The organism is Methanolobus bombayensis, from assembly GCF_017873415.1.
GTDB classification, from domain to species: Archaea; Halobacteriota; Methanosarcinia; order Methanosarcinales; family Methanosarcinaceae; genus Methanolobus; species Methanolobus bombayensis.
In genome coordinates, this window is the sequence record NZ_JAGGKD010000004.1 from 267,927 (window position 1) to 294,777 (window position 26,851).

Below are 26,851 nucleotides of genomic sequence, written 5' to 3' on the forward strand. Positions count from 1 at the left end.
CATTCCTTTTAACCTGTGAAACTGCAATTCTAATATTTTCTGTAATGTAATTGATAAACACATTTAAATTATTTAAAATTTTCAAATTATGTGTGGTCAAAATTGTAGACAATGTAGATATACAAAAATTGTAGACACTTGGGTAAAGAGAAATCCACCAACCTGCACAGGAATGGATAATCTATAGATTGTACATTGCACAGTATGGCATAATATCATTATTTCTGAAAGAGGATTAGATTCAATTAGAAGGCTACATCAAATAGAATCTCTTTCGTAATGCTCATCTATATAAACTGGCTGAACTGAAAAGAGATGTTCAGCCTATTTACATAAGATGAAAAATACATCTGATACAGTTCAGTTGAACATTGAATTGTATTAGCACAGCATCATTACTCCGTAATAATGTCTGCGGCTAACGTCGCCGATGGCTCATATTTAACAGAAGATGGGTATTTTAAGATGTTCGATAACTTGATGATTTCAAAGATGTTATAAACAATGCCGACTTTTCTTAAGATGTGGCATTTCTTATGATGGTCAAAAAAGTCACTAACCCTTTGACCAATCAGCCTGTCATACCATATTTCTTAATAATACTTGGTAAATCTATATTGTGGTGGGGGTAAACAATGAGCAAAGCAATTTTATTTTCGCAGAGAAGATGGAACAATAATTTTGAGCCTGCAAAAGATACAATTGAAGAATACAAGATTCTCTTGGAAGAACAAGGGTCAGTTGTGTGGCCACAATGGAAAATTGGCAAAGAAAGAGCATCTGAAGATGTACCTTTTCAGCACAAGGATATCAAAGTAGGATATGTCCATTCTTCAAAATTCCATAGAAGAGTGGATGGAATTGAAGAACCTTATATGGGTAAAGTTGGACACAAAATAAATATCGAATGGATAAAAGATGGGAGTGAACTGACTCCTGATGACCGAGAGCTTATAATGAAACGTGGAGATAAACCTCTTCCACTTTATGATTATGAAAATAAAGAATTTAGTGAATATTTTACAGCAAAGGTCTTTTGGATGAAAGTGACTGAAATAAATGAAATAAATCCGATTAGCCCTACTACTTTTTCTAAATATTATACCAATAAGAATCTTAAAAGGCCACCAATTCAGTATGCAATTGTGAATGAGCAATAAAAGAGATTTTATGAAAATATTGTTTTGATATTTTGTGAGGAGGTTATTTTATGGATATATGGGAAAAAAAGGTCTTAATTGACTTCGGATGTTTTGCTAATATGATATGTGCTTCTATTGAATCTTATGATACAGAAACATTCGGATTAATAGGTGGCGAAAATAAGAAAAATGGTTTAAGATTGATGACTGCACCTCCGTTGTTATCTGCAGAACAAGGTGAAGATTTCGTGGACTATTTGGCCTGTCCTGAGAAATACGAACTTGCAAAAGCACTGATAGATGATTTAGGACTATGGTTAGTAGGGGATTACCATAGTCATCCAAATGCAATTGCCCATCCTTCTGAAGATGATTTAATTACTTGTTTGAATGATATAAAAACAGTAAGGGAACAGAATATTTCTACATTTGACTGGTGGCTTCAGTTGATAATATCTATTGAAAGAAAAGATTATAAAAGAAATTTCAAACCAGTTTTTATTTTTGATGACGATGATGATGAAATCCAAGTAACTGTGAAGCGTGGCAAGGTTGGTTGGAAAATACATATTATGGGACATTGGTGCAGATTAGAAGAACTGAAAGAAGGGGATTGGTGTCAAAGAAAAGATGCAAAACTTAGTTTAAATAAAAAAACATATCCTAGTAGTTGGGAGTTCTAAAAATATCTACAATAAATGAGTGAGCGATACAGTATAGATATTTCTAGTTCATGTCAAATGATTTGAAAAGCGTTTTAATACAAATCCTATTTACAGCTAGATATTGAATACTTGGTGATGCCTGAATGCTTGTATATGATTCTCAAAATGTTGACATGCTGTATCATATGTTCCCCCAAGCACATGCATTTCCTAGAATGATGATTTTCAGTACAATGTCAGCATGCAGATTACTTGATTGTGTTTCAATAAAGTCTTGTACGCCGTAAGATGTTAATGCAGAGGTTCTTTGTAATTTTCGATATTCGTTAATTCTATCGTATAGCTCTTTTTCAGTTGTAATTGGTATTTCATTCATGCAAAATGGTATGTTTTCAGTATATATGCTGATGTACCAAGTGGGGTGAAAGTGAAAAGAAAAGTTCGTTCTATTACATGATGAAAAATACATATGATACAGTTCAGCTGAACATTGAACAGTATCAACTCAGCAGATGCCATTCTGTAATAGAGTCTGCAGCCAACATCGCCAACGCCTCTCCAATTTGTTTAAATCTATGTACAGTCATCCAGTGTAATTTTTCATATTTCAGATGTTCAACTGCAGAACCTTTAACATGTTCAATATTCTGACAACTCCATGCAAAGTATTTTAATATCCAAGCCCATACCACTAACAGGGATGCTATTAAAGCAGCCACAATTTCTGCAAGGGTGATTTGCAGTTGGAAATTGGAAGACGAAATCGCCCTTGCTTATTAGCAATAAGCCACCACCAGTTCAGCTAATTTTACATCATCACCCACATAGGAAAGATGAAAAATGAAAATGCTTCACAGGATAGTGGAAAATCTATAGATGCTGTTGCTCACATATGTGCGGACGATATTCATTTTACATGGGAACTAAGTAAAAATAGAAATTTAAATTCCATACTTATTATTGTCATAAATAATGACATGTGTATAAACAAAAAGGGGTAGATACAAGTGGGAATGAGTAATGGCTTTTTAGCTCCATCTAAGCCATTACTCAACAATTATAATTCAGTCAATCCAAAATCCCTTGGATGTTGTCCTTCATGAACACAAATGATCAGATGCTTGACATCAAACTACAGGAAAATCATAGTAGTCAGACACATCGATAACTATTCAGTGACCTGCCTGCAGGAGAAGTATCAACCATTATTGAGTGTGATTTTACATTGAAATAGTTTGAGAGGTAAATTGCCAATGTAACTTGGATGATGGCTTCAATATGTCACCATATATTAGATATTGTTGTAGACACTTTGTAGACACTTTGTAGACACTTTCTGTAGACAAGTTTGTAGACATGGGCAAAATAAGAAATTAAATTTAAATCCGCATAGGGAATGTACAATCTATAGATTTATTTTGAAAAAATGGATAAGATCTCAATTAGAGGGTTACATCAAATATAGTCTCTTTAGGAAAGTTTCATTTGATATAAACGAAATGAAAAGTTCATCCTATTTACATAAGATGAAAAATACATCTGATGTAGTTCAGCTGAACATTGAATTGTATTAACTCAGCATCATCACTCTGTAATGGTGTTTGTGGCTAACATCGCCTATGGTTTATATTTCAAGGTAATGCTTGTTTTTCAGGATGTAATTGAACCCGCATAATGTAACGAGACCTCTATAGGTGTTTCAGATCCTGTTCATACAGGTTAAATATCGATAGACCACATGGAACAATTACAATACAATACATGCGCTACAGGATTCAACCCATCTCAATTCCTATATAATCCATATGTCCATGGATACATAGGATAATAATTTCCTATAGATGCTTCCTACTTTACTATAAGCATGACTAATTGAAGAAGGAATAATTGATGAGAAATCTACTCTTGAAAATGAAACCACATAATAGACATCTAACATTGCATTTGAATTCACTTCTTTGACATTTATGGATGTTATTTCAGTGCTATTGCTGTTCAATAATTTGAATCGATAAAAAGGATTTAAATTTCAGTAAAGTATTATTACTTCCCAAAATAAAATGTTACAAAATCACTTGTATCTGAAAAATCATTCGAGTCACATCCATTCAAATATTTCTGTTCAATCGATTTAAAATCACTAAATGTTGATGGATCATAAGGCTCTTTGGCATGCGAATTACTCTTTTTTTCCAGTTTTTTTCTTTTTAAATAAATAATATGTTCCTGTTTCAACCAAATAACAATTTCAAGAAACATTAACATCATAATTTTTTCACCAGATGGATTTTTTGAACATACATAGTCAACTAATTTTAACAACTCTTTTGGATAAATATACTTCAATGTTCGAATTAAAGAGTCGAAATTTTCTTCTCTCACCACGGATATTATATTATTGACTAAACAACTGTCGACTGTATTTACTTTAGTATACTCGTTTTTTAAGAATTCACCATCAAAAACGTTTGCTAGGTTAGTGATTTCGATGTTCTCTATTCCATATTTTTCATTAATTTTTGCAGTTATAATTGACTTGCTTGCAGGCGAAACATATATATCATTATATAAATCCCAATCATCCAAACTTACACTATTGCGTATTTTGACACTACATGATCTTAAGATCTCTTCGTCGGTAATTCTAATTCCTCCTATAAATTGCAGAAAAAAAAGCAATAAATAAAAATGATATTTGTGGAGAGTCCAACCACTAAAAACAAGAAACTTAGTTTAATCCATTTCACTTTATCATCATTATTATCCATATTTATTTTTGTCTTTTCAACAATTAGCCTATATAATGAAATGATGAGCGCAAGTTCACATAAGTCCTTTTTAACGTACTCTTCCATGAATTGATCAGAGTTAGGAACAATATTCCACGATTTAAAGTAATATCCTTTTAGAGCAACAATTATTGATAAAAATATAAATACAACACCTAAGAAAAACAGATAGCACAAAAGATTAGGTCCTTGTGTTTTTTCAAGAAGTAAGGCACCAAATCCAGCCTGCAAAGTAAGTATTATTCCTGCAAAGCTAATTATGTTTAATGCTTTTCCATCAAGTATTTTTGTTCTTTCCAATTCGACATTAAAACGGTCAGAAAATACTTGATAGATAAAACGATTTTTACTGTGCAATGCTTCTATCTTTCTATTTTCTGAATTGGAATACATTTCAACTTCTTCAAAATGCTCTCCCATGCTCCTTCCCATATAAAACTAGAAGTTACAAGTATATGAATTTATTTGACTATAATCCACAAATTGTGTTAACTGAGATTAATTCATTCATCTCTAATTTCGGTTCTGTAGAAATCCTCTTAAGACCCATAGAAAAACCAGTCTCAGGGATAATCGATAGAATTCATGACGCAACATGAATTTGATCCTACAGATTCATACGATGATGGCTTATATAAAATAATTCTGTAAAAGCATATACTAAAGTCATGCCTATCAGGAAAATCCCCGAATATATCCTGCAATAGCCAAATCCACTCATTGATTTATTTTCAACTACAAGAGTGACCACTCTAGCATTCAGATAGTTTTATAATTTTGCGATTATATGAATTTTTTTAGAAGTTGAACCATTATCAGTAGGGATTATTTTAGTTATTATTTATTTATTTAAAATACCATTTTTCGTAAAAAATCCCTGTTTATTAATGTGTACTTATTATATAGTATCAATATGAAGAAGCCTAATGATACTAAAGAGGAATTGGATGTTCTGCTTAAAATACCTTATCCTTTCTCGGCTGAACAAGCAAATGCCGTTATCCTATGTGTAAAATATCTCCAACTCATAGCAGGACCTGGTGCAGGAAAAACTGAAGTTATGGTACGAAGGGTACTTTACTTAATCCTATGCCTACAAGTACCAGCTGAATTAATTACGATTATTGCATTTACAAATAAAAATGTTGAATCTATAAAATCTACTATATATAAGCGCGCAGAATCTTATGGTGACAGCACTCTCATGGAGAAAGTAAATCGTCTTAACATCCACACAATTCATTCTTTATGTAAAAAAATAGTTCAAGAATTTGCTGGTTATGGGGATTTTGATGTGTTCCCTCCTGAAAGAGAGCTTCCATTGTTAATGCGAAAAGGAATTGATTTTGGAATCCAGTATCTTCCACCATTACCATCTAAACCTAAACCATGGAAGTGGATTCTCTTCTTGGATACTGTTTCATTGATTGAAAATGAAATGATGGATTTTAAGGAGCTAAAAATAGCTAATCCATTATTCATGGATAAAATGGAAAATTACTATCGTTTCCTTGAGAAGCATCGATTTATGACCCACTCAATGATGACAAGAAAGGCAATTGAATATCTTGAACGGGAAGATTCCATTAAACCAGATATCAAGTACCTGATGGTTGATGAATACCAGGATATTAACCCTGCCCAGGATAAATTGATTCGTCTACTTTCAAAAGATGCAGATTTAACCGTTGTAGGCGATCCATTCCAGACAATTTATCAGTGGAGAGGTTCAGATAGATCCTTTTTTGAGAATTTTTCTGAGACTTATCCTTCTTCTATAACCCTCAAATTGGAAAATAACTATAGGTCGAGGGGGGATATTGTCGGATTCATCAATGATGTCAAAAGTACGATCATATTTTCACCTGACAAATAAACCGATTTGTGTCTCAAACATACAAGCAAAGGAGAGGTATAAAATGACAACAAGAAACAACAAATCAATTGATTTGTGTCTCAAAGCTACTAGGGTAGGTATGAATAATATCTATTATAATGGGTTCAAATCAGAAAATGAAGAAACTTCATGGGTTGCTGATGCAATTGAAAAATATGTGTCAGATGGTGGTTCATACAACGAAATATGTGTCTTGGTTCGAATCTTTAAATTTGCTGAATCATTGATATCGGAACTCAGGAAACGAAACATTCCATATTCCATTACAGGAAAAAGGAGATTGTTTGGTTATGCTGAGGTAATAGTTGTTACAAAACTTATGGCGTGGTTGTCATTTAAAGGTTTCTACAATGAAAAAGGCTTAAAGAATAGTATAACAGGGGATAAGCTACTCGAATCGGCTCTTACTGATTGGCAAACACATTTCCCAAATTCTAGTTTGAATTCGAATGTCAGACGCCAACTTGAAAACTGGAAAGCAAAATCCCTTTCAGGAGGGTATGATGACATCAAATCAGTATATGAGGCAATGCTCAATATACTGAATTTTAAACAACTCGATGAAGCTGATAAGAAACAGATGCAAGTGATACTTCATTTTGGACAATTTTCAACAATGCTGAATAATTTTGAACATTCTCTCAGACTAGGGGGTTCAAAAAGGAATTGGGAAGAAGATTTCAACACACTTTGCTTCTATTTGCATGAAGCAAAAAAAAGCTATGGCACGGTTTCTGAAGAAGTTTCAAATTCAGAAGGTGTTGCTATTTCAACTATACATCAATTCAAAGGACTTGATAGGGATTGTGTCTTTATGCCATATCTCATCGATGGTCACTATCCTTCAAGCCAAATGGGTAAGTCCAAAAGCTATATGGTAGATGTATCTTCTTTTGTTATTGGCAGATATGCAGGAACAAGGGAAGATGAAGCTAATATATTTTATGAGGGTATCAGCAGGCCAAAGCACTCACTTGTTATGACATCTAATTACGGGAAGGGGACTGAGATCAGTCCATTCTTAAAGGATAGTCTACAGTCCAACTTTGTTATAAAATTAAACGATAAGTATTCTTTTCCCGATTTTCAAATAGATCCGACCACACATTCTGTAGATGAATTGAAGTCATATGGTGTGTCTGAGATTATGCTAAATCATAAATGTCCACGTCTTTACTTTCTACGTGAAATATGCGGTTATTCATCTAAATTTAATCAGATGCTTGGATATGGGAAGTGCCTTCATTTCTGTGTACAACAGATCGCGGAAAAAACCACCATGGGTATTGATCCACACACAATAGTTGATGATATCGTTGAAAAGCATCTGCATCTTCCATTTGCACCTAATACTGATAATGTAATTGCGAAGCAAAAAGCCAAGAAAATGCTTCATGATTACATAGACAGGAATCCAGATGATATGGCCAACATGTCTGATACGGAAATCCCGATAACGATCAAGTTTCATGACTATCTCGTTGAAGGCAAGATAGACGCAATAATTGTTGATAATGATGGCAAGGATATCCGTGAAAACAAGACTTCTGAGGAAGTAATGAGCAAGGAAGATATGTCTCTACAGGTCCAGATTTATGCTGTTGGGCTCACGGGGAACAACAGTTTCAAAAGAGGTAGTGTAGCTTTTCTGGATGATGGGACTGTGCATACAGTAGATGTTGGCAAGGAAAGCCTTAAGGCCGCACAGCAGATAATTGATGATTGTGTCAGTGGGATGGAGAGAGGTTATTATCCTCCAAAACCCTCCACATTTTGTGAAAAATGTGATATGAAAAATATCTGTAAATTTGCGAAGTAATTCCTCATTATTCCCAGACATTTTTTTTGAAAAAAATCTATACATTATTATAATTAAAATCAGATGAGTATTATTATGACGCAAGAACTAAGTGATGAATGTAAACAAACTATGGAGGTATTTATTGAAGCTGGAATTTCAAGAGACAATGCAGAGGTATTAGCAGTTCTTTATCATGGAAGAGTAATGACCTTAGCAAAAATCCAACAGATGCTAGGCATTAAAAAATATCAATGCAATAAGGTTATACAACATTTGGTGAAAAGGAAATGGATTAAATCTTATAAAGCTTCCTCAGGCAAAAGAGGACACCTTGAAAATGCATATTATCCTATAATGGGAAAAGAAGAACTGATAATAGATGCTCAAAAGCTGCCTTTTTCAATGTTATTTCCTAATAAACCAAGAGAAAGCTTTGCTATTTTCATTTATATTAATAATCATAAAAAAGTCACAAAAGAATCCATAATAAAAGAGATACCAATCAGAGAACCTCGTCTTGATATAGTATTGGACGAACTAAAAAAACTGGGATGGATAGAAGTATCGATACAACTCTCTTCCAAAACTGTATTCTGTAAAAGTATTATTTCATTCGATGAACTACATATGAAATATAAGGATATAAGTTAAGAAATAGCCAAAAATACAATGTAATTTAAATGTGCATTCCTGATAGATCTTATTATGGTGATTATACTCCAATTTTTCAAGTTATCCGTGTGTTATATGGCCAATAAATTCTTGTAGGTCTGGATAACAAAATCCCTATAGAGTGTTGTGTTTGTCCATTTCGCGCATCATTTCCTTTTTCTTGAAAACTTGGATTCACAACGGAAGGGAAAGACGCAATAATAAATGGAGTCTCTTTCGGACATGTCGATTATTTTGAATCATATAATCAGATTAAAAACCACGTATCGAAATCTGGAGTTTCCAGTAAACTACTTTGCATAGTCATGATCAAGCATAGTGTAGACTATTGTTACTACAATGGTAAAAACTGCTATATTCTACATTTATGGATTGTAAAATATCGTCGCATAAAACAGGTGTTTAATGTCGATATAAAACATACCCCTAAATTATGGGACTTTATGTGGTATAAAAGATGTTTTCTGTGATTTGTACGTTTTCACCCACTTTTTCAAAACTCTCCTGAAATTTGAACATGAATAATGGGAAAACTTCATTTTGGGATCTAATCGCATAATATGTAGGTATATTTATATACAATAATCACCTTATATATTATGTCTTAAATTAAATATTACATAAGAAATAATTACTATACGTAAAACCGAATAAGTTGATACCATGAAAAACGAAAAAGATTTTACAATCGATCACAAAACACTCGAACACACAATGGGATGTCTTTGTGAACTCGTATTGAACGATGAGGCATACTTAAAAAGTGTATTTGAATCCTCATCGACACCATCCGATGAAGTCCCAGTTGTTGCATATGTAACACAACGATTATTCAAGATGTGCGAGGGATTCGATGATAGAAAGGGCAGGATGTTCTACGTCGACAAACTATTCAAAGGCACACTCAAAAGACTCAGGGACGAGTATCTGTCTGAATTGGAGGATATAGACCTGAGCGATGTAGCAAATCTCCCTGCTACGATCTATAATCTGAACGAGTTCCAAGCATGGCATCTGGGCAAAATGCTGGATCAATATTCTGAATTCAAAGGTGAGATGGCAGCATGATCGATCCCAATATATTGGGATCAACATGACATTTTTTAACAGTTTTTAGAACCTATCTCCAAAACTGAATCAACGCATTTTATATACGGAATGGTGTGCACTGAGGTACTATGAAAATCTAGCTGATCTGAAAGTACAGATTGACCTAGTAACATCGTACTTTAATAAGCACCCATATGTCAAGATTAACAGTTATGGATTGTCTGACACGGTAGACTAATCGATGTACTTGTCGAGTATTCATCATATCCAAAAGAGGGGTGATATCATGATGTACTCAGAATTATATCTCTATAATACTCACAACAACAACCAACCTCATAGGAAATATGGTCGCGATAAATGTGGTAATCATAATCAACTGTGTGAATGGGGCCGCTATGGGAATATATAGATGGATGACAGGGGTTTCACTATGACTAACATGAAAATGTAGTAGGATATGCAAGAACTTCAACATCGGGAGTTCATAATCACAGAGAACAGAATATTGAGACACAAATAAAGGAACTCAAGGACATGGGCATCGACACTTCACATATATTCTTCGATGAAGGTATCAGTGGAGATGTACCTGCAGATGATCGCCAGGGATTCCAGGACATGTTGAAACATCTTCGAAAAAATGATATTACATGGGTATATACCTTTGAAATATCATGGATAGGTAGAACGTACTATGATACTCTGGAAACGTTGATAGAACTCGAAAAAAGTGGAATACGCATAGTTTCTTTATCTCCAAACGAGAGCTGGACAAAAATAGAAGACCCAGTCATGAGGGGAGTATTCATTTCATTCTATGCATGGGCTGCAGAGAACGAGAAACGTTCAGTACAGGAAAGGGTCAAGAGTGGAATAAGGCGTGTGAGAGCAGAGGGTAAGACCTGGGGAAGACCTACAAAAGAACCTAACAGATCACTGTTCACACGGTACAAGAACAAGGGGCATAATATAGCAGAGATATCACGCCTGATGGATATTCCAGACAGTACCTTGAGTAAGTATGTCAGGGAATGGAAACGCCAGGATGAACAGGAACGCATAGCTGCAGTGTAAGTTGCTTTTATTTATTCTTTTCAAATGCATTCAGAAGATTAATACTCAATATCTATGCTAGATATTGCAGACAATATATGACTCTACTATGTAATATCAGTACATCCGAAAGTAGATGAAGCTCTTCGGTTATAATTATGCGTTAATTATTATAATTATCAGGTGAGCTACATCATTTAGAACAAGACAATCTTTTTTCATGTATATTAATAAACAAATGATATTTGTAATTCAACATCTAGTCCACTTGTACATCGCATCTTTAAATTGGGTAAATAAAGTTTACTTTACCTCACATTAATATTATTATCCTACCCATTCTGAAAGATTTACAAATACATATGAAATCAATGATTCGTTTATTTTAACTACTTATTTTATCGTTAAAATTAAATATCGTCATTTTTAACGATACTTTTTTCATTTAGTTCCTCCAAAATCTATCGTGACTGAATCATGAAAATCATCAAGTTTTATGTTGTCCTTGAGAATGTTGGAATTCCTTTCTTGCAACTTCTTCTGCTTTTCTCATGACTTCTTTTACTGGAATGCCACTTGTCTTGGCAATTTTCTTACAATCCTCGAATTCAGCAGAGATATTGAGTAAAATACCTTCAGAGTCTCTGGCAATCTTCACTGCAGATTCATACATTTGCCCTTCAAGTTCAAATTTAAGCATCTCTATGTTTCTTGCAGCCATTAACCTGTGACGTGCAGGCATAACTCTTACTCCCAGGGAACCTGTCTCGATAATGATCTTCCGTGCGAGCTTTACACTATCCTCAGGTTTTGCAATGACCTTAATAATATGAGCTGGACGGCCTTTTTTCATTGTTGCCGGAATAATTGCGACATCCCTTGCTCCCATGGCAAGTAATTCCTCGAACAAATTGCCCAGTACTTCTCCGCTTACATCGTCAGCATTTGTCTCAAGCACTTCTATCATATCCGGAATCAGGCAGGAATCAAGCTCAGAAATTACTCCTTGAAATACGTTTGGACCACTAAGCTCAGCATCTCCAGCTCCATAACCTATTGAAATTACCCTGCCTTGAGGAAAAGTCTCTACAGGTCTCGCAAAATGGGATAGAATGGCAGCCCCGGTGGGAGTCAGAAGCTCTTTTTGCTCATTCCCTCCTCTAAAATAGAGTTTCCCTTTACTTAGCACTTCAAGTGTAGCAGGAGCTGGCACAGGCAGAGTCCCATGTGCACATTCTATTATTCCGCTTCCCACATTGATTGGAGTACAGTAAACAGAATCACATCCAAGGGAATGGATAGCTGCCGAAGAGCCAATGACATCGGCAAGGGCATCACTTTGTCCAACCTCATGGAAATGAAGTTTCTCAAGATCATCCACTCCATGAACCGAAGCTTCAGCTTTTGCCATCTTTAAAAAGATATCAAGAGCACTTGTTTCTACTCTGGATGGTAGTTTTGCTTCCTTTATAGAATCCACAAGTTCTGGATATGTGCGTGAATGTTCTCTTTCAGGTACATTAATCTTGACGTCAGTAGCTTTTATTCCTTTTTTCACGACTTCCTTTATATCCACAGATACGGGAGCAGAGGCTTCTATAAGTTCTTTTACGTTATCTCTGTCAGCTCCGAGGTTCAAAGTACATCCAAGGATCATATCTCCGGCTGCCCCGGAAAATGGGTTGAATATAAGTGATCTCATAATTCTTCCTGTTCTTTCTTACATCCTGCACCCGCGGACGCAATCATGTTTGCTATCCTTGCTGCATACGCCCCTGCAACAAAACCTGCATCAATATTCACAACTGCAAGTGTGGAACAGGACTGGAGCATTGACATCAGAGCAGCTTCTCCTTTACCGCCTGCCCCATAACCAGTGGATACAGGAAGACCGATCACAGGTACATCTACAAGTCCCGAAACTATTGTGGGAAGAGTTCCCTCCCTTCCGGCTGCAACTACGATAGCCCCAGGATTCTTCGATCTTAATTTCTGAATTTCGGGAACGAGTCTGTGAATTCCTGCAACTCCTACATCGTACACCGCAACAGTCTCACACCCCATCTCAGAAGCTACAACTCTGGCTTCTTCTGCGACTGGAATATCTGCAGTACCTGCCGAAATGATACCTACAACTCCGCCGGTTTTTGGAGCAGAAGTGCCATCGTGAGCCACAACTGTACGAGCCCGGCTGTTCCACTCAAGTTTGTCTTCATCAAATGCTGCTCTTAAAGCTTCAAGATGCTTTTCAGATACACGTGTGATCAGGGCCCTTTTGCTCTGTGAGACCATGACCTTTGCAATTTCAGCAACATCATCAGGTTTTTTGCAGTCGGCAAGAACAGCCTCGACAACTCCCGTTCTGCATTTTCTGTGAGAATCAAGCTTTGCTATATCCGAGTGGGACACAAAACCAAGACTACGGGCCTGCTGTTCCGCAGTCTCAATATCTATATTTCCATCTTTTACGGCTCTGAAAAGCTCAGTGAGTTCCATGTGATACCCCCTTTCCTAAAAAAGATACTAATTTAATAATTAACGAAATGATTAGCAAATAAAATGGAATATTGTCTGATTTTTCAATGAAAATCTGATACAATATTCCTTTTTGTCTTTTAGCACAGCAGATAACTTCTTCAATTTACCTGCTTGAACATTTCCCTTGCCATTGCAATTGTCTGCTCTATGTTAGGTCCTTCAATTTCTTCCACAATGGTACCAAGAACAGTTGGTATATCAATATGCTGGGGACATTTCTCAAGACATTTTCCACACTGGACACATTGGGATGCAAGTGCAGGATCTCCACCGTCAACAACGCCGCCCAGCCTTGCAGCATAAAGGAACTTTTCGCCTTCAGGATCATCGACTAAGTACACGTTGTTGTACTCCTCAAAACAGAGAGGAATATTCACACCTGCAGGACATGGCATGCAGTACTGACAGGCAGTACAGCCTACTTTCATCACTTCACGATATTTGGCAGCTACTCTGTTTACCAGTTGCAATTCCGCATCTGTCAGAGAATTTGGATGTGCTTCTCCTGCAATTCTGAGATTTTCTTCAATGTGCTCTTCAACATTCATACCAGAAAGTACTACTGTAATCTCCGGGTGGTCCCATATCCAGCGGAGAGCCCATTCTACAGGGGATCTCTTTGTCGGAGCTTCGTCCCATATATCCTGTACAGCCTGAGGCACGTTCTTTACAAGGTTTCCTCCACGAAGAGGTTCCATTATAATGACACCAAGACCTTTGGAAGCTGCATATTCCATACCAGCGGTACCTGCCTGGTTCGTTTGATCTAGGAAGTTGTATTGGATCTGGCAGAAGTCCCAGTCATAAGCATCCACAATACGGTTGAAATCCTCTGATGCACCGTGGAAAGAGAAACCTGCATTAATGATGCGACCATCAGCTTTGGCCTTATCAAGGAACTCAGTTACACCAAGCTTTTCAATATCGTCCCACAGGTCACCGACAAGATAGTGGAGAAGATAATAATCAACATGATCGGTATTCAATTTCTCAAGCTGAGCATTGAGGAACTTGTCCATATCCTCCCTTGTTTCTATAAGGAATGAGGGGAGCTTTGTTGCAATCTTCACTTTTTCGCGGTACCCATCTGCAAGAGCACGGCCCAGAAATGGTTCGCTCTCTCCCATATGGTATGGCCATGCTGTATCAACATAGTTCACTCCCTGATCGATTGCGTGACGTATCTGTTTAGTAGCTCTTTCTTCATCAATACTGCCGTCTTCTTTTGAAGCTAAGCGCATGCATCCGAATCCGAGTATTGAAAGCTCGTCTCCGTTCTTTGGCATTTTTCTGTATAACATTTTAGTTCTCCATTTGACTGAATAGTCATTCATTAATAGATTTTATTTATTTATACTTGTTGATTGACTAATCATTCATTGTTTAGAAAAAAATTAACTTTATTTCTGCGCAAGTTCACCATACCAATAGGCAGCTGTCACTCCACCATCTATAAGAAAATCACTGCCCGTAATGAATGTACCTTCAGGTCCCATTAATAAAGCAGCAACGGCTCCAACTTCATCAGGAGTACCTCCGCGACCTGCTGCAGATACTTCTATCATACGTCTGTATCCATCTCCACGTGGACCATTTAGCTCATCTCTGGCAAGTGGTGTGAAGATTATACCTGGGCTTATGGCGTTAACCCTTGCACCTCGCTTACCCCAGCGTACTGCCTCTGCCATTACCCGTAGAGAATTTCCACGTTTGGATAGCTGATAAGCATGTAGTGAATCAGTAATATTATCTAATTGCAACAGTTCAAGATCCAGCAATTCTTCCGTTGGCGTAGTGGCTAGTTCCTTATTTTGTTCAACAGATAATGCTGGAAGCCTGTGTCCAGATTGTGAAGAGATAACAATACCACTTCCTCCATGTGCAATTATATTTCCAAATTCTTCCAGTACTACAGCAGAACCATACAGGTCCACTTTTAAAATCGTTTCTGGTGATGCTTGGGATGGTGATACTCCTGCTGCAAGGACTACACCGGTAATGTTTCCAATAGCAGTCGCTTTCTGAACTAATTCCTGAATCGAATCACGTGATGATATGTCTACTAATGCTGTACTCACTTTATATCCAGCATCCATCATGACTTCTGCAGCAGCATCAGCATTCTCCTTCTTTATGTCTGCCAACAAAACATGTTTTCCTATGCTCACACGACGTGCTATTGCCTGGCCTATTGACCCTGCACCTATGACTACAACTACATTTTTCATTGTCTTAACAACTCCATAATCTTTATTTCCAAATCAAACCGCCTTTCCCATTTCATAAGCCTGTTCCATTGCTTTGCTTCCTTTGATTTCTCCTATGTTCCAGGCTCCTGTTCCATAGATAATACCTTTTTCAGTTGGTCCTTCAAGACATGAAGTAAATCCTCTGAAGCCTTCCAGTGTTCTTTCCATTGCCTGTATATCGGGATCTGCAGCAGCTACAATGAAATAGAAATCCTTGTCACTGATATCTGTGTATCTGGCACAGGTACGGTCGATAAGGGTCTTTAGTTGACCATTCATCGTGTAGAAATACACAGGAATTGCCATTACGATCACATCTGCTGCGACCATTTTGTCCAGAACATTAGTCATGTCATCCTTTATGGAACATTTTTTTGTGCCAAAACAGGTTCCACATCCTGTACAGTAAGCGATCTTCTTGTCTCTCACAAAGATCTTCTCTGCCTTATTGCCTGCTTCTGCTGCTCCACGCATGAACTGGTCGCACAACAAATCGGAATTTCCGCCTTTTCTGGGACTGGCGGACAATATTAATACATTTTTACTCATGTTTATGATCCTCAATTTGATTTCGTTTTAATATCAAGGAACTTTTATTCAATCATACTAAGTTTGTTCAGCCAGCTTTCAATATCCTTTTTTGCCGCACTCACACGTGAACCGTGAATATCAAGTCCTTTCAAAAGTGTTACTTTCGGGCAAAGCTTTGCAATATCATTTTCGCTGTGCCCCATTCCGCTTCCTTCATGCGTACAGAATGGAACAATGGTCTTTCCAGAAAGGTCATATTCATCCAAGAATGTACAGACTGCCATTGGCATCGTTCCCCACCAGTTAGGGTAACCCAGGAAAATCACGTCATACGACTGCATGCTCTCTACGTGGCTGGTAAGCTCGGGTCTGGCATTTTCATTCAATTCCTTTTTTGCCACGTTGGTGGTTGCAGTATAATCTTTAGGATATGGTCTTACAGTATCAATCTGGAAAACATCGCCTCCTGTGATTTCCCGGATCATGTCGCCTACTACTTTTGTGTTACCTACTGGCAGATTCACGATCTTTCCACTGACATAGTTATTTCCTTTACGTGAATAATATGCTATTAGACATTTCTTTTCATTAAAATTCGTCATTTAAATCCCACGCTTTATGTTTGTTAATTTTCAATCCAAAATTTCAAATAATAATCATTCCCGAATGAAATTCGTAGACATCCTTTCTTCTTTCACCGGGTGCGGTACGCCAGCTTTAATGCCAGCTTCTTTACACTTCAAAAACCATGCCATATTCCGTGCAAGCACACGCATGATCTGTAATCCTTCCAGATCCTTTTTCACATCTTCCGGCTTTGCTCCATGAACCATATTCCAATATCGGGAAGAAATAACCGGCATCTCCGAAAGTGTGAAGTACTTATTAAGCTGGTCAAATGTAGCTGTTGTTCCCGCTCTTCTCGCCGAGATAACTGCTGCTGCAGGTTTCAGATAAAAAGTATTTCTGCCTCCTTGCAGGTCTGTGTAGAAAGCACAGTCCATAAAAGATGTGATAGCACCGGTAGCAGATGCATAATGCACCGGGGAACCGAAAATAAATCCATCGGCATCTTTTGCAATGTCAAGGAAATAGTTGACCTTTTCATTGAATGCACATTTTCCTGTTCTGGCACAGCTCTTACAGGCTGTGCACCCTGTAAGTGGTTTTGTTCCAATCCAATAGATATCTGAATCAATACCTTCTTCCTTCAAGGTCTCTGCCACTTCAGTAAGAGCAGTATAGGTGCAACCTTTCTCATGCGGACTTCCGTTAACCAATAATACTTTCATTCCGTTACCTCCATCGTGAATTCAATAATCATCTCTAACCCGGTCGACCCTGTTTCCTGCAATCTTTATCTTTGAGAGCGTTTCATTTAGCATAGCTAGCTCATCTTCAGTTAGTTCAACATCTGCTGCAGCTGTGTTCTCTTCCAGACGGTGCAGTTTGCGAGTACCGGGGATAGGTACGATCCATGGCTTTTGTGCGAGTACCCATGCAAGAGCAATTTGAGCAGGAGTTGCATTCCTGGTTTCAGCTATTTTTCCAATGAGATCAAGCAGTACCTGATTTGCATCAATGTTCTCTGAAAGGAAACGGGTAAGTACACTTCGTATGTCCCCTTCACCAAACGTGGTGTCCTTATTGATCTTACCTGTGAGGAAACCATTGCCTAAAGGACTGAATGGAACAAATCCAATACCTAACTCCTCAAGTGTAGGCAAGACATCCTCTTCAGGTGTTCTCCACATCATAGAATACTCGCTCTGGACTGCTGTGAGTGGCAGAACTGCATGTGCTCTTCTGATCACATCTGCAGTGGTTTCTGAAAGTCCCCAGTGTTTGACCTTTCCTTCCTGCATCAGTTCTTTAACAGTCCTGGCAACATCTTCGATAGGTACTTCAGGATCGACACGATGCTGGTAAAGCAGATCAATAGAATCAACCCTTAACCGCTCCAGAGAACCTTCAACTGATCTTCTGATATTTTCCGGGGTGCTATCCATCAATAGTTTCCCACTCTGGCCATGTTCGAAAGCAACACCGAATTTTGAGGCGATCACAACTTTTCCCTTATATGGTTCAAGTGCTTCACCAACCAGTTCTTCATTTACATAAGGCCCATAAACTTCTGCTGTATCAAAGAATGTAACACCCATCTTTACAGCGGAACGAATCAATTCTATCATTTCTTCTTTATTTGCTGCCGGTCCATACGCATGACTCATTCCCATGCATCCTAAACCAATTGCAGATACTTTAAGACCTGAATTACCTAATTCTCTGTATTTCATTTGAGATTCTCCTTTTCATCGAAATCAACTGAATAGTCCTTCATCAGTGAATTTGAGTCGCCGTGCATGTTGACTGAATAGTCATTCAGTAAGGAGGTTTGTGTATTTATGCTTTTTGATTGACTAATCATTCAATATGCCCGCAAATTTCCATAAATACAGTTGCAATAAAAAAAGAGCTATGCTACTAACCTTTAGTGAATAATGATAGTCAATCACACACAAAAATAAAGATGCGAGACAAACACGTAGAACTGCATCAGGATTCAATCATGTTTGATCTATCTATTTTCAATTTCACCCTGTTTGATGATGTTGTTTATTTTCACCACAATGATGACTACGCATTTACTCATGTAATAAAATATTATAAATCGTCCAGCCCTGCCCAGACAACTTGAAATCCATATTCAATAATCTTATCTCTGTCCTGTGGTTCAGAATTCAGAATTAAGTTCACTACTACTCTGCTTGACTGATAGAACATTGACTTGACCATATTTACAGAATGCTCCATTATATCAACATTTGTTATTTTTTCTTTTACAAGATCAGAGTAGAAAAGATACTCATCCATGACTACTTCCTGTGTATAGCTCGTAATATAAGGAGAAGAAGAGAATTGCCCTACAAAAAGAAACTCTTCCGGATTGTCGAGTCCCCATTCGATTATATTGCACCAGAGTTTCTTAAACTTATCATGTAAGGTACTTTGCGTATGGAGATCTTTTCCCATGCTACGACTTAACTTTCCCTTCGCATTAAAATACAGTTCATTGATAAGATCCTCTTTACTGGAAAAATAATGGTACAAAGTGCCTGTGGCCACACCTGCTTCTTTTGATATCTGGGCTGAGGTTGTTCCGTGAAAACCTCTTTCAGTAAAGAGCTTCAGAGCCGCTTGAAGAAGGGCTGCTTTTTTATCAGTTACTTGTTTTTTCATGATAATCTCTAAATTGACTGATTAGTCATTTATACTAGTGAACTTGGTTTTAGTATAAATACATTATGGACTTGTAGAACTCTTCGTTTTGACAACAAACATAATCTTATCATATCTATCAAAGTTATGCACTTTAACTTAAATTTGATTTCTTTTATTTGATTCCTTAGGTTCAAGCACTTTTTTGTATGAGGTAAGTTATCAACCTTTCTCCTACATCCCCGACTTCCCTTACACGTTATTTATTATATAGAGGCATAAGAATAATACGAATCACACAATATATATAAGGTCTAAGCGTACTGTTTTTACTGAATCCTTACACGGCGAGAACCTGGCCTGGATAGCAACCGTAGAAATTGAAGATGATAAACTCTTTGCAAGATGTGAATATAACCATCCCAATCTTATACGCCTTCCCGATAAGAGAAAATCATACTATTGCAAAATGTGGGGCTTTGTTTGTGGTTGATCCTAATTATTCTGAACTAATCGCTGAAAGCGACACGTGATGTTTCTTTTTGTTTCTGGAATATGGCATAACTAGATAGACTTTATCGCTAAGATGGAAGAGAATGCTGAGCATGTGATTGAGAAGTTAAGAGAGAAGAAGTTGTTATAGAGATTCATATTAGATGCTTCGCATTTTTATGAGGGGATACAGTTAACTTGTAAAAACAGAACTCTGAAAAACTATTTGATCTCTACTTAAATTGCATTTTATTCAAAAAATATTATGCAACAATTCAATGAGGTTAAAAACTAGTAGGCATCAATAGAAGCTCATAACCTGAACCAGTTTATGTGAAATTGAATCGCTTCCCCTTAGTCCAGAGGTCGTCGAATTTAGCCTTGAAACGCTTTGTATATGACTTATCATGAATTTGCGTCATACCGAGACTCGTATCCGTATTGATCTGATCTTCAATATCAAGAAAGAGGGTTTTTGAATCAAAGATTACGAAATCATGCTTTGTTTCCAGAATTCTTATTTCCATGAATTTCTGAACATTACTTTTGATTGATTCATCTTCTATTGAAGTAACAAGTTCTTTTATTGACGGTAACAGTTGAGAGTGAGAATCCAGAATTTTAACATGAATACCACGCTGTGCCAAATTTAAGTAAGCCCTGCTGAATACTGACATTGAATTATCATATTGTTCAGATACTCCTGGCTTATACTTAATGGGAGTAACAACACATATTTCATGTTCAATATCCTCGAAAAATGAACTAACTGTCTCTTTTAGTTCATTATCATGGAACTTGTCGGGCCAGAATATTGTTTCAACATGCTTTGGAGAATCGTCATTAGAAAGTTGCCTTTCAATTTCAGCAAATGCTTCCTTGAGTAGTTTGAGCTCATTGAGTGCTTCTTCTTCTTTTGTACATAACTTCAAAAGCAATTTTCGGATCAATAGTCCTGTATTTTCTTGGCCTTGAAGGTTTGATCTCCACAAGGCCATACTTGTTTAAATCACTCAAAATCTCATAGATCCTTCCAATGGGAACTCGTGATAACTGTGATAATTTACTTGCTTCCAGCTCTCCTTTTTTCAAAAGCATCCAGTAAACGGTTCTTTCATATTTGTTTAAACCGATATTTGCAAGTAACTTTTCATCCATCTTTTCACTACTTTTTAGTTTATTGTAAAGTAAAATTGTTATCTATTCTGCGTGGTATTAAGAACCACTGCTTGAACATATAAATTTGTAATTATCAAAAAATCATATTGATTTTATTGCACATTTATATCAAGTAAAATAAATGATGAATATAGGTGCAAAAATGGAATCAGCAATTTTTGAGATATTTGATGGGTTACCTAGACAGGGTCCGGGCAGTAACGAATGTACTGAAAAAGCATTTAATATGCTTTCCTCCCTTCCTGCAGGTGCTAAGATACTTGACATTGGTTGTGGTGTGGGTATGCAGACAATTCATCTTGCGAAGATTTGCAAGGGCTGTTGTGTCACTGCAACTGACATTTACCAGCCTTTTTTGGATAAACTGATGGAAAATGCAGCTAAAGAAGGAGTTGATGATAGGATTTCCACAGTTTGTGCTTCCATGGATGAACTGCCTTTTGAAGCTGAAGAATTCGACGTAATCTGGGCAGAAGGTTCCATCTTTATCCTTGGTTTTGAAAAGGGAATCAGCTACTGGAACCAGTTCTTGAAAAATGGTGGCTATATGGCAGTAACAGAGAACACATGGTTCACGGACGAACCTTCTCCGGAAGTTGTTGAATTCTGGCAGGAAATATATCCTGGTATAATGAACATACTTGACACTGAAAAAGTTATCACAGCAGTAGGATATGATGTCATTGATCACTTTAAACTGCCAGTTTCTGTCTGGTACGAGTTTTATGACTGTCTGGAAAAAAGACTTGATGAAATCAGTGATAACTATAAAGGAAACACTGAGGCAGAAATGATACTTGAGTTTAACAGAAGAGAGATAAAACTCTTCAGAGAACGCCCGGATGAATATGGTTATGCGTTCTATATTTTTCAGAAGAACGCAAATAAATGACCTGTTACTGATGAACAATTAAATGACCCAGAAACTCAAAAGAAATCAAAGAAGAATAATGTCTAATATTCGAAAATGCAGAACAATCTAAGGAAAAAGCGAGTGGAAGAGACTGCTGAGCTTGTGATCGAGAAGCTGAAGAAGTTGGTGTAAAGTTTTCTAATCAGGTGTTTTGACGTTAGCACTCCATATTCTTGTAAATACTTGTTTTAGCTTCCATGTATGAATTGATAGCTATGTCCATCGTTCCATCTGTGTTGATAATCTCCATATCAAAGAGTGTTGCAAATTCGGAAGCGTTTCTATGAAAATTATTATCTTTATAGTTATGATTGTTGATCTTAAAAAGAAGACAATACATCGGGCTGCTTAGATATTTTTTAGCATTTTGATAAGATTCAGTAGATTTGTAATCTGTTTCATTCATGCTTGATAGCCACATTGGAGTTGCATATATAGCTCCTCTGCCGTTGCCAAGTAACATTGTTTTTGTGTAAACATCATTTCCTCCAAGTGCTACGCTAACGCAGTCATCAACAACGTTTCTTTCATCATCTCTCAGAAAATAAACAGGGCAATCAAGCCCCTGCAGATCGTCCTGTACTTTTTCAGAACTATAACCACATTTCCCATAGAAAAGAAGGATGCCATCTGATATTTTTGAGATTTCTCTGGCATTCAGATATACTTCAGATTGCAAATGATCAATATCAGAATGCAGATCTTTTCTCAGAAGATTTACAACAACCGTTAATTTCTGTTGTTTCTTCCTATTAAACGAATCATATATTTGCCTTAAGGTTGGAATATCTGAAAACAGCTTTATGAACCTACCAGATGATCTTCTATTGTTTTCTAATACAATTGGATACAATCGATCAGATGAAAACACAAAAGGCTTTAGATTTTCAGACTTTAGTTTTTGTATAAACCTTAAGCTGTTTTTGTTCTCTACCACAAATAAGTTTTTAATTTCAAGGTCTTTTGAGAGAACATAAACCAGTTCATCTTCGAGCATTTCGCAGGCAAGTATACTTAACAGAGGCATGATTATTTTTACATGGTTTTGTTCTTTATTTCATCCTTTATTGCAGAATAGCATTTCTCGAATATCTCCTGATTACCGCTGACCTCAAAGGTGCTATATCCAAACAAATTGGCATATTCCTCGATCTTTGCATCAATATCTTTTACATATGTCAGGCCCGTATTGACCTTTGCAACCCTTGAATATCCTGCCATATCGTTGACCATTTTTGCCATTTTGAGCGCTTTTCCAGGATCAGAATTATATTTGTCGATGTTCAAAAGTTCTCTCCACGAATTGGCATACATGGGTGTAAAGAAAAAAGCAGGTTCTTTACTGTGGGTTTTAAGCAGCTTCAGATAATTTGCTCCACCACCGACTGTAGCTCCGATGCAGTCATCCACAATTCTTTCTTCATCCCTTAGTATTCGCACGACGCAACCATCTTTTTCAAGGCAGAAATCCTCTTCGACCTTTCCCAGAACATTACCACAAAGGCCGTAAAAAAGAAGTATGCCATCGGAGAAAGGAATCATTTCCTCAATACTATGGTAAACCTCGGATTTCAAGGTTTTTGGCACTGCATGAAGTCCAAGTTCCAGAATATTAACTACTACTATTGATTCATTTGTTTCAATGTATCCTAGAAAATCTGGTAGCTTTTCAAAAGGAACCATTTCATAAGAGACATGCTGCTCATTCAGTTTTTCTCTAAATTCTGAAATATTTTCGTTTTCTACAATTATGATCTTATCAATTTCAGAATCATTGCTAAAAAGCCAGATAATTTCATCCTGCATTATCTTACATGAGATTATACTCATTACGGACATTACAAATCTCCTCCTGTTTGATGTATTTTAGTTATTCAATTTCTTAAGAGCAAAAACAATATGATAACATAGTATGCCTACCTACATGTAGATAGGTACCAGTTGGATAAAAAATTAATCCCTCCAACCAAGACCAGATTTTATTGAGGAAATTGACCTCACAAGTGTTTTTCTACCTTTAATACTGGATAGCAATCTGGCTCCCATCAATGTTACAAATACATCTTCTGAACGTGTTTCGACTGAATCTGAAAAGTCAAACTCCCCCTGTTTCAGTCCGGTTCTCAGAACATTGGTGAGCCAGTCACGTATCTCATCCAGTAGCAATATCTCCTGCTTTTTAACTTTCTCAGGGAGTTCTTCAAAATCAATCATCACAGATCCAGGAGGACAGATACATTTTCCTTCCTCAAACTCCTGCAATGCATAATCGAAATAATATTGAAGCTGCTCACGAGCAGACTTTTTGGATTCCACCATTTGCGCAATAGCTAGTGATAAGTTCTTTCTTCTCTCTTCAAGCAAGGCAGCAACGAGATCTTCTTTTTTAGGATAATAATGATGTATTGAAGCATTTTTTATGCCAAGCTTCTGGGAAATGTCCTTGTAACTGAATCCATTATAGCCTCTGCATTGCAAAAAGTGTCTTGCATAATGGAGTATCTGTTGGTTAGTAGGGTTAAGATCAGTCATAGAAATCCGCATGTTTTCTTATTCTTATAATAATTGCATAATACTCATCCATTAAATACCTACCTATGTATAGGTATATGATAGATCCAATGGAGAAAATCATACTATTGCAAAACATGCGGTGCTTTGTTTGTGGTCGATCCCAACTTTTCTGAACTCATAGAAAATGACAATATCTAGATTGCTCTTTGTTCCGGGAAAAAAGTATGAAGCTAAGTGTTTATTATTGAAAAGTATTATTCCAAAAAGCAGAATAATATAAGGGAGTAGCCGGTGGGAGAGACTGCTGTGCTTGTGATTGAGAAGCTGAGAGAGAAGAAGTTGGTGTAAAGGTTTGGAGTAGATGCCTCGTATTTTTATGTGTGGATATAGGTAAGAAGAAAAAACAGAATTCTTATTCATTATGAAAAAAGTTGTATAACAATTGTAACTGAAAAACTATCTTTTCAATCAATTTGTACTTACGCAACTTATTTTAAGTTACTTCTACTTCATTTTGGCAAGTTCAATGGCTTCTTTGCCTGTCATGTATTCAATCTTAATTTCAACAAGACACAATTGCTTGAACTGGTCATCTATTTCTTTTCTCCTCCCTTCTTCATGATTGGGTGAGTATCTTGCTGCCAATTTTTCAATGGCTTTCATTTTATCCTCCGGATTATCTAAAATGCTGGCTTTACCGAATACAATCACACTTCTGAAATAGGTGGTATATTTTTCTGGCACAACATTGTCATAGTCGATAACGCAAAATGAAACTTTTTCATTTCTTGCAATCGCATCCAACTTGTGACCGGTTTTGGCACAATGGATATAAATTTTTGAATCATCATATACAAAACTAAGCGGAACAGCATACGGATAATCATTATCTCCTGATACAGCAAGAATACCTGATGTCGCCCTTTTAAGTATGGCTATACTATCCTCTAAGGATAACTCCTGTTTTTTTCGACGCATTTCTCTGAACATGTCAATAAACACCTCTTTCTTTCGAATTTATAAAATAGTAATCCAGTATCGTAATCCCATTTCTTATTTTTATGGCTGTGAACTAAATTACTTCTCCTTCCAAAATGTCTAAATACAAATTTAACATTAATAGTTTTTAATAATTATTAAAACTTGTGAAAATGATGAACATGGAATGGATACTTTTAATAATTGCAGGATTGTTTGAAACCGGATGGGCAATCGGGTTAAAATACAGCGATGGGTTAACCAAATTCTATCCAATGGTATTTACAGCTATTACTTTAATTTTAAGTATGTATTTATTGGAACGAGCTCTGAGAACATTGCCTGTTGGAACAGCTTATGCAGTTTGGACAGGTATTGGTATTATTGGGACAACAGTGTTGGGAGTATTCCTTTTCAATGAGTCAATGAATATAACACGAATATTCTTTATTGGATTAATTGCCGTTGGCATTGGAGGATTAAAGCTGGTATCAACCTGATTATTTATCTTTCAATATTTAATAGGAAATCTCTGATTAATGAGTGAGAAATATGACTGACATTGACGAAAAGATAATTGACATAGGCCATGAGATTTTTAAAGGGTATGGTGTTGATGATATTACTGCACAAATTCTATCGATACTTAACTTCGAATCAAACGAAATAAGTATGGAGGAATTAGCACAGAGAACCGGCTATAGTCTTGCATCCATCAGTCTTAAGGTCAAAAATATTGAACAATTTTGGAGCATCAAAAGGATATCCAAGCCAGGATCTCGCAAGACGTATTTGTATATGGAAAAAAACTTGTTAGATGCTTTTGCAACCCAAATCAGAAATGGATTTGAAACCGAATTGAACCTTGCAAAAACAAAAATAACTCCATTAATTGAAGAATATAAAGAAAATGCAACTACTCAGGAACAAAAAACTAAACTTCACACATATAAGAACTATCTATCCGAAATTAATAAGTTTGAAGAGTTGATCCGCCACATATACCATCAAATCGATTTGTTAAAAGAGAATCAAACTTAGATAATGTAAAATTGGCTCTGTTGAAAGCTTGCACATTGAATTTAAACCACTGTGGTTGTACCTTGATCACAGTCGATATCTTAGCATGAGGATTTTCACGGGCCAAAATAATACACTTACCGAAA

Annotated in this window: 26 protein-coding genes and 1 pseudogene; 10 read left to right on the top strand and 17 right to left on the bottom strand. The window is 36.6% G+C overall.

Annotated features, from left to right (window positions below; genetic code table 11):
- Positions 1 to 635 precede the first annotated feature (635 nt).
- A complete protein-coding gene (locus J2746_RS06870) occupies positions 636 to 1,160 on the top strand; it encodes a hypothetical protein (RefSeq protein WP_209618193.1) in 525 nt (174 codons plus the stop codon).
- A gap of 50 nt (positions 1,161 to 1,210) precedes the next feature.
- Positions 1,211 to 1,825 (top strand): Mov34/MPN/PAD-1 family protein, encoded by a 615-nt coding sequence (locus J2746_RS06875; RefSeq protein ID WP_209618196.1) that lies wholly within the window; start codon positions 1,211 to 1,213, stop codon positions 1,823 to 1,825.
- Between the two features lie 2,025 nt (positions 1,826 to 3,850).
- Here J2746_RS06875 and J2746_RS06880 read toward each other — a convergent pair.
- Both J2746_RS06880 and J2746_RS06885 read right to left on the bottom strand, forming a co-directional pair.
- Positions 3,851 to 4,393 carry a hypothetical protein gene (locus J2746_RS06880; RefSeq protein WP_209618198.1) on the bottom strand — a complete coding sequence of 181 codons (543 nt, stop codon included), beginning with the start codon at positions 4,391 to 4,393 and terminating at the stop codon, positions 3,851 to 3,853.
- Positions 4,394 to 4,461: 68 nt separating this feature from the next.
- A complete protein-coding gene (locus J2746_RS06885; protein WP_209618201.1) occupies positions 4,462 to 5,028 on the bottom strand; it encodes a hypothetical protein in 567 nt (188 codons plus the stop codon).
- Positions 5,029 to 5,509: 481 nt separating this feature from the next.
- On the opposite strand from J2746_RS06885, the gene J2746_RS06890 reads away from it, so the two are divergent.
- The 5 genes and pseudogenes from J2746_RS06890 to J2746_RS06910 all read left to right on the top strand — a co-directional run.
- Positions 5,510 to 6,472 (top strand): UvrD-helicase domain-containing protein, encoded by a 963-nt coding sequence (locus tag J2746_RS06890; protein WP_209618204.1) that lies wholly within the window; start codon positions 5,510 to 5,512, stop codon positions 6,470 to 6,472.
- 43 nt (positions 6,473 to 6,515) lie between these two features.
- On the top strand, positions 6,516 to 8,312 hold the full coding sequence (locus J2746_RS06895; protein WP_209618207.1) for a 3'-5' exonuclease: 1,797 nt from the start codon (positions 6,516 to 6,518) through the stop codon (positions 8,310 to 8,312).
- A gap of 75 nt (positions 8,313 to 8,387) precedes the next feature.
- Entirely contained in the window at positions 8,388 to 8,945 is a 558-nt protein-coding gene (locus J2746_RS06900; protein WP_209618210.1) for a MarR family transcriptional regulator, read from the top strand.
- A 684-nt stretch (positions 8,946 to 9,629) separates the two neighbouring features.
- Complete coding sequence (locus J2746_RS06905; protein ID WP_209618213.1) at positions 9,630 to 10,034, top strand: hypothetical protein; 405 nt, start codon at positions 9,630 to 9,632, stop codon at positions 10,032 to 10,034.
- A gap of 444 nt (positions 10,035 to 10,478) precedes the next feature.
- Positions 10,479 to 11,093, top strand: a pseudogene (locus tag J2746_RS06910) (recombinase family protein); the annotation flags it as partial.
- A gap of 466 nt (positions 11,094 to 11,559) precedes the next feature.
- Here J2746_RS06910 and larC read toward each other — a convergent pair.
- From larC to J2746_RS14690, 11 genes are all read right to left on the bottom strand, one after another.
- A complete protein-coding gene (gene larC, locus J2746_RS06915) occupies positions 11,560 to 12,774 on the bottom strand; it encodes a nickel pincer cofactor biosynthesis protein LarC (RefSeq protein WP_209618216.1) in 1,215 nt (404 codons plus the stop codon).
- The gene (gene larB, locus J2746_RS06920) at positions 12,771 to 13,568 is read right to left on the bottom strand and encodes a nickel pincer cofactor biosynthesis protein LarB (protein ID WP_209618221.1); all 798 of its coding nucleotides are present in this window, start codon (positions 13,566 to 13,568) and stop codon (positions 12,771 to 12,773) included. Before larB ends, larC begins: the two co-directional genes overlap by 4 nt.
- A gap of 140 nt (positions 13,569 to 13,708) precedes the next feature.
- Complete coding sequence (locus tag J2746_RS06925; protein ID WP_209618224.1) at positions 13,709 to 14,911, bottom strand: aldo/keto reductase; 1,203 nt, start codon at positions 14,909 to 14,911, stop codon at positions 13,709 to 13,711.
- 99 nt (positions 14,912 to 15,010) lie between these two features.
- A complete protein-coding gene (locus J2746_RS06930) occupies positions 15,011 to 15,838 on the bottom strand; it encodes an SDR family oxidoreductase (protein WP_209618227.1) in 828 nt (275 codons plus the stop codon).
- Between the two features lie 33 nt (positions 15,839 to 15,871).
- Positions 15,872 to 16,408, bottom strand: a complete 537-nt coding sequence (locus tag J2746_RS06935) for a flavodoxin family protein (RefSeq protein ID WP_209618230.1) — start codon at positions 16,406 to 16,408, stop codon at positions 15,872 to 15,874.
- 44 nt (positions 16,409 to 16,452) lie between these two features.
- Positions 16,453 to 16,992 (bottom strand): flavodoxin, encoded by a 540-nt coding sequence (locus tag J2746_RS06940; RefSeq protein ID WP_209618235.1) that lies wholly within the window; start codon positions 16,990 to 16,992, stop codon positions 16,453 to 16,455.
- Between the two features lie 54 nt (positions 16,993 to 17,046).
- Complete coding sequence (locus tag J2746_RS06945; protein ID WP_245250027.1) at positions 17,047 to 17,682, bottom strand: flavodoxin family protein; 636 nt, start codon at positions 17,680 to 17,682, stop codon at positions 17,047 to 17,049.
- 21 nt (positions 17,683 to 17,703) lie between these two features.
- Complete coding sequence (locus J2746_RS06950; RefSeq protein WP_209618238.1) at positions 17,704 to 18,687, bottom strand: aldo/keto reductase; 984 nt, start codon at positions 18,685 to 18,687, stop codon at positions 17,704 to 17,706.
- Positions 18,688 to 19,054: 367 nt separating this feature from the next.
- On the bottom strand, positions 19,055 to 19,630 hold the full coding sequence (locus tag J2746_RS06955) for a TetR/AcrR family transcriptional regulator (protein WP_209618241.1): 576 nt from the start codon (positions 19,628 to 19,630) through the stop codon (positions 19,055 to 19,057).
- 800 nt (positions 19,631 to 20,430) lie between these two features.
- Positions 20,431 to 21,033 (bottom strand): DUF7436 family protein, encoded by a 603-nt coding sequence (locus tag J2746_RS06960; protein WP_245250028.1) that lies wholly within the window; start codon positions 21,031 to 21,033, stop codon positions 20,431 to 20,433.
- Complete coding sequence (locus J2746_RS14690) at positions 20,996 to 21,259, bottom strand: helix-turn-helix domain-containing protein (protein ID WP_245250029.1); 264 nt, start codon at positions 21,257 to 21,259, stop codon at positions 20,996 to 20,998. Before J2746_RS14690 ends, J2746_RS06960 begins: the two co-directional genes overlap by 38 nt.
- A gap of 163 nt (positions 21,260 to 21,422) precedes the next feature.
- On the opposite strand from J2746_RS14690, the gene J2746_RS06965 reads away from it, so the two are divergent.
- A complete protein-coding gene (locus J2746_RS06965; RefSeq protein WP_209618244.1) occupies positions 21,423 to 22,172 on the top strand; it encodes a class I SAM-dependent methyltransferase in 750 nt (249 codons plus the stop codon).
- 178 nt (positions 22,173 to 22,350) lie between these two features.
- Here the strand turns inward: J2746_RS06965 and J2746_RS06970 are convergent, their stop codons facing one another.
- The 4 genes from J2746_RS06970 to J2746_RS06985 all read right to left on the bottom strand — a co-directional run bounded on the left by J2746_RS06970 (position 22,351) and on the right by J2746_RS06985 (position 25,697).
- Positions 22,351 to 23,190 (bottom strand): DUF1638 domain-containing protein, encoded by an 840-nt coding sequence (locus J2746_RS06970; protein ID WP_209618246.1) that lies wholly within the window; start codon positions 23,188 to 23,190, stop codon positions 22,351 to 22,353.
- Between the two features lie 38 nt (positions 23,191 to 23,228).
- Positions 23,229 to 24,032: a DUF1638 domain-containing protein gene (locus J2746_RS06975; protein WP_209618249.1), complete on the bottom strand. Its 804-nt coding sequence runs from the start codon at positions 24,030 to 24,032 to the stop codon at positions 23,229 to 23,231.
- 114 nt (positions 24,033 to 24,146) lie between these two features.
- Positions 24,147 to 24,725: a TetR/AcrR family transcriptional regulator gene (locus J2746_RS06980; RefSeq protein WP_209618252.1), complete on the bottom strand. Its 579-nt coding sequence runs from the start codon at positions 24,723 to 24,725 to the stop codon at positions 24,147 to 24,149.
- 486 nt (positions 24,726 to 25,211) lie between these two features.
- Positions 25,212 to 25,697, bottom strand: coding sequence for a pyridoxamine 5'-phosphate oxidase family protein (locus J2746_RS06985; protein WP_209618254.1), 486 nt, complete (start codon positions 25,695 to 25,697; stop codon positions 25,212 to 25,214).
- Positions 25,698 to 25,858: 161 nt separating this feature from the next.
- Between J2746_RS06985 and J2746_RS06990 the strand changes: the two genes are divergently transcribed.
- Both J2746_RS06990 and J2746_RS06995 read left to right on the top strand, forming a co-directional pair.
- Complete coding sequence (locus tag J2746_RS06990; protein WP_280921226.1) at positions 25,859 to 26,185, top strand: DMT family transporter; 327 nt, start codon at positions 25,859 to 25,861, stop codon at positions 26,183 to 26,185.
- Between the two features lie 52 nt (positions 26,186 to 26,237).
- Complete coding sequence (locus tag J2746_RS06995) at positions 26,238 to 26,726, top strand: GbsR/MarR family transcriptional regulator (RefSeq protein ID WP_209618257.1); 489 nt, start codon at positions 26,238 to 26,240, stop codon at positions 26,724 to 26,726.
- Positions 26,727 to 26,851: the final 125 nt, after the last annotated feature.

Bases quoted from the DNA above. Each gene is read 5' to 3' on its own strand.
- J2746_RS06940 (WP_209618235.1), bottom strand. From the start codon at position 16,992: ATGACGAATTTTAATGAAAAGAAATGTCTAATAGCATATTATTCACGT.
- J2746_RS06945 (WP_245250027.1), bottom strand. From the start codon at position 17,682: ATGAAAGTATTATTGGTTAACGGAAGTCCGCATGAGAAAGGTTGCACC.
- J2746_RS06900 (WP_209618210.1), top strand. From the start codon at position 8,388: ATGACGCAAGAACTAAGTGATGAATGTAAACAAACTATGGAGGTATTT.
- J2746_RS06970 (WP_209618246.1), bottom strand. From the start codon at position 23,190: ATGCTCGAAGATGAACTGGTTTATGTTCTCTCAAAAGACCTTGAAATT.
- J2746_RS06990 (WP_280921226.1), top strand. From the start codon at position 25,859: ATGATGAACATGGAATGGATACTTTTAATAATTGCAGGATTGTTTGAA.
- J2746_RS06905 (WP_209618213.1), top strand. From the start codon at position 9,630: ATGAAAAACGAAAAAGATTTTACAATCGATCACAAAACACTCGAACAC.
- J2746_RS06965 (WP_209618244.1), top strand. From the start codon at position 21,423: ATGGAATCAGCAATTTTTGAGATATTTGATGGGTTACCTAGACAGGGT.
- J2746_RS06875 (WP_209618196.1), top strand. From the start codon at position 1,211: ATGGATATATGGGAAAAAAAGGTCTTAATTGACTTCGGATGTTTTGCT.
- J2746_RS06935 (WP_209618230.1), bottom strand. From the start codon at position 16,408: ATGAGTAAAAATGTATTAATATTGTCCGCCAGTCCCAGAAAAGGCGGA.
- J2746_RS14690 (WP_245250029.1), bottom strand. From the start codon at position 21,259: ATGGATGAAAAGTTACTTGCAAATATCGGTTTAAACAAATATGAAAGA.
- J2746_RS06925 (WP_209618224.1), bottom strand. From the start codon at position 14,911: ATGTTATACAGAAAAATGCCAAAGAACGGAGACGAGCTTTCAATACTC.
- J2746_RS06895 (WP_209618207.1), top strand. From the start codon at position 6,516: ATGACAACAAGAAACAACAAATCAATTGATTTGTGTCTCAAAGCTACT.
- J2746_RS06975 (WP_209618249.1), bottom strand. From the start codon at position 24,032: ATGTCCGTAATGAGTATAATCTCATGTAAGATAATGCAGGATGAAATT.
- J2746_RS06985 (WP_209618254.1), bottom strand. From the start codon at position 25,697: ATGTTCAGAGAAATGCGTCGAAAAAAACAGGAGTTATCCTTAGAGGAT.
- J2746_RS06995 (WP_209618257.1), top strand. From the start codon at position 26,238: ATGACTGACATTGACGAAAAGATAATTGACATAGGCCATGAGATTTTT.
- J2746_RS06890 (WP_209618204.1), top strand. From the start codon at position 5,510: ATGAAGAAGCCTAATGATACTAAAGAGGAATTGGATGTTCTGCTTAAA.
- J2746_RS06950 (WP_209618238.1), bottom strand. From the start codon at position 18,687: ATGAAATACAGAGAATTAGGTAATTCAGGTCTTAAAGTATCTGCAATT.
- larB (WP_209618221.1), bottom strand. From the start codon at position 13,568: ATGGAACTCACTGAGCTTTTCAGAGCCGTAAAAGATGGAAATATAGAT.
- J2746_RS06885 (WP_209618201.1), bottom strand. From the start codon at position 5,028: ATGGGAAGGAGCATGGGAGAGCATTTTGAAGAAGTTGAAATGTATTCC.
- J2746_RS06980 (WP_209618252.1), bottom strand. From the start codon at position 24,725: ATGACTGATCTTAACCCTACTAACCAACAGATACTCCATTATGCAAGA.
- J2746_RS06870 (WP_209618193.1), top strand. From the start codon at position 636: ATGAGCAAAGCAATTTTATTTTCGCAGAGAAGATGGAACAATAATTTT.
- J2746_RS06955 (WP_209618241.1), bottom strand. From the start codon at position 19,630: ATGAAAAAACAAGTAACTGATAAAAAAGCAGCCCTTCTTCAAGCGGCT.
- J2746_RS06930 (WP_209618227.1), bottom strand. From the start codon at position 15,838: ATGAAAAATGTAGTTGTAGTCATAGGTGCAGGGTCAATAGGCCAGGCA.
- larC (WP_209618216.1), bottom strand. From the start codon at position 12,774: ATGAGATCACTTATATTCAACCCATTTTCCGGGGCAGCCGGAGATATG.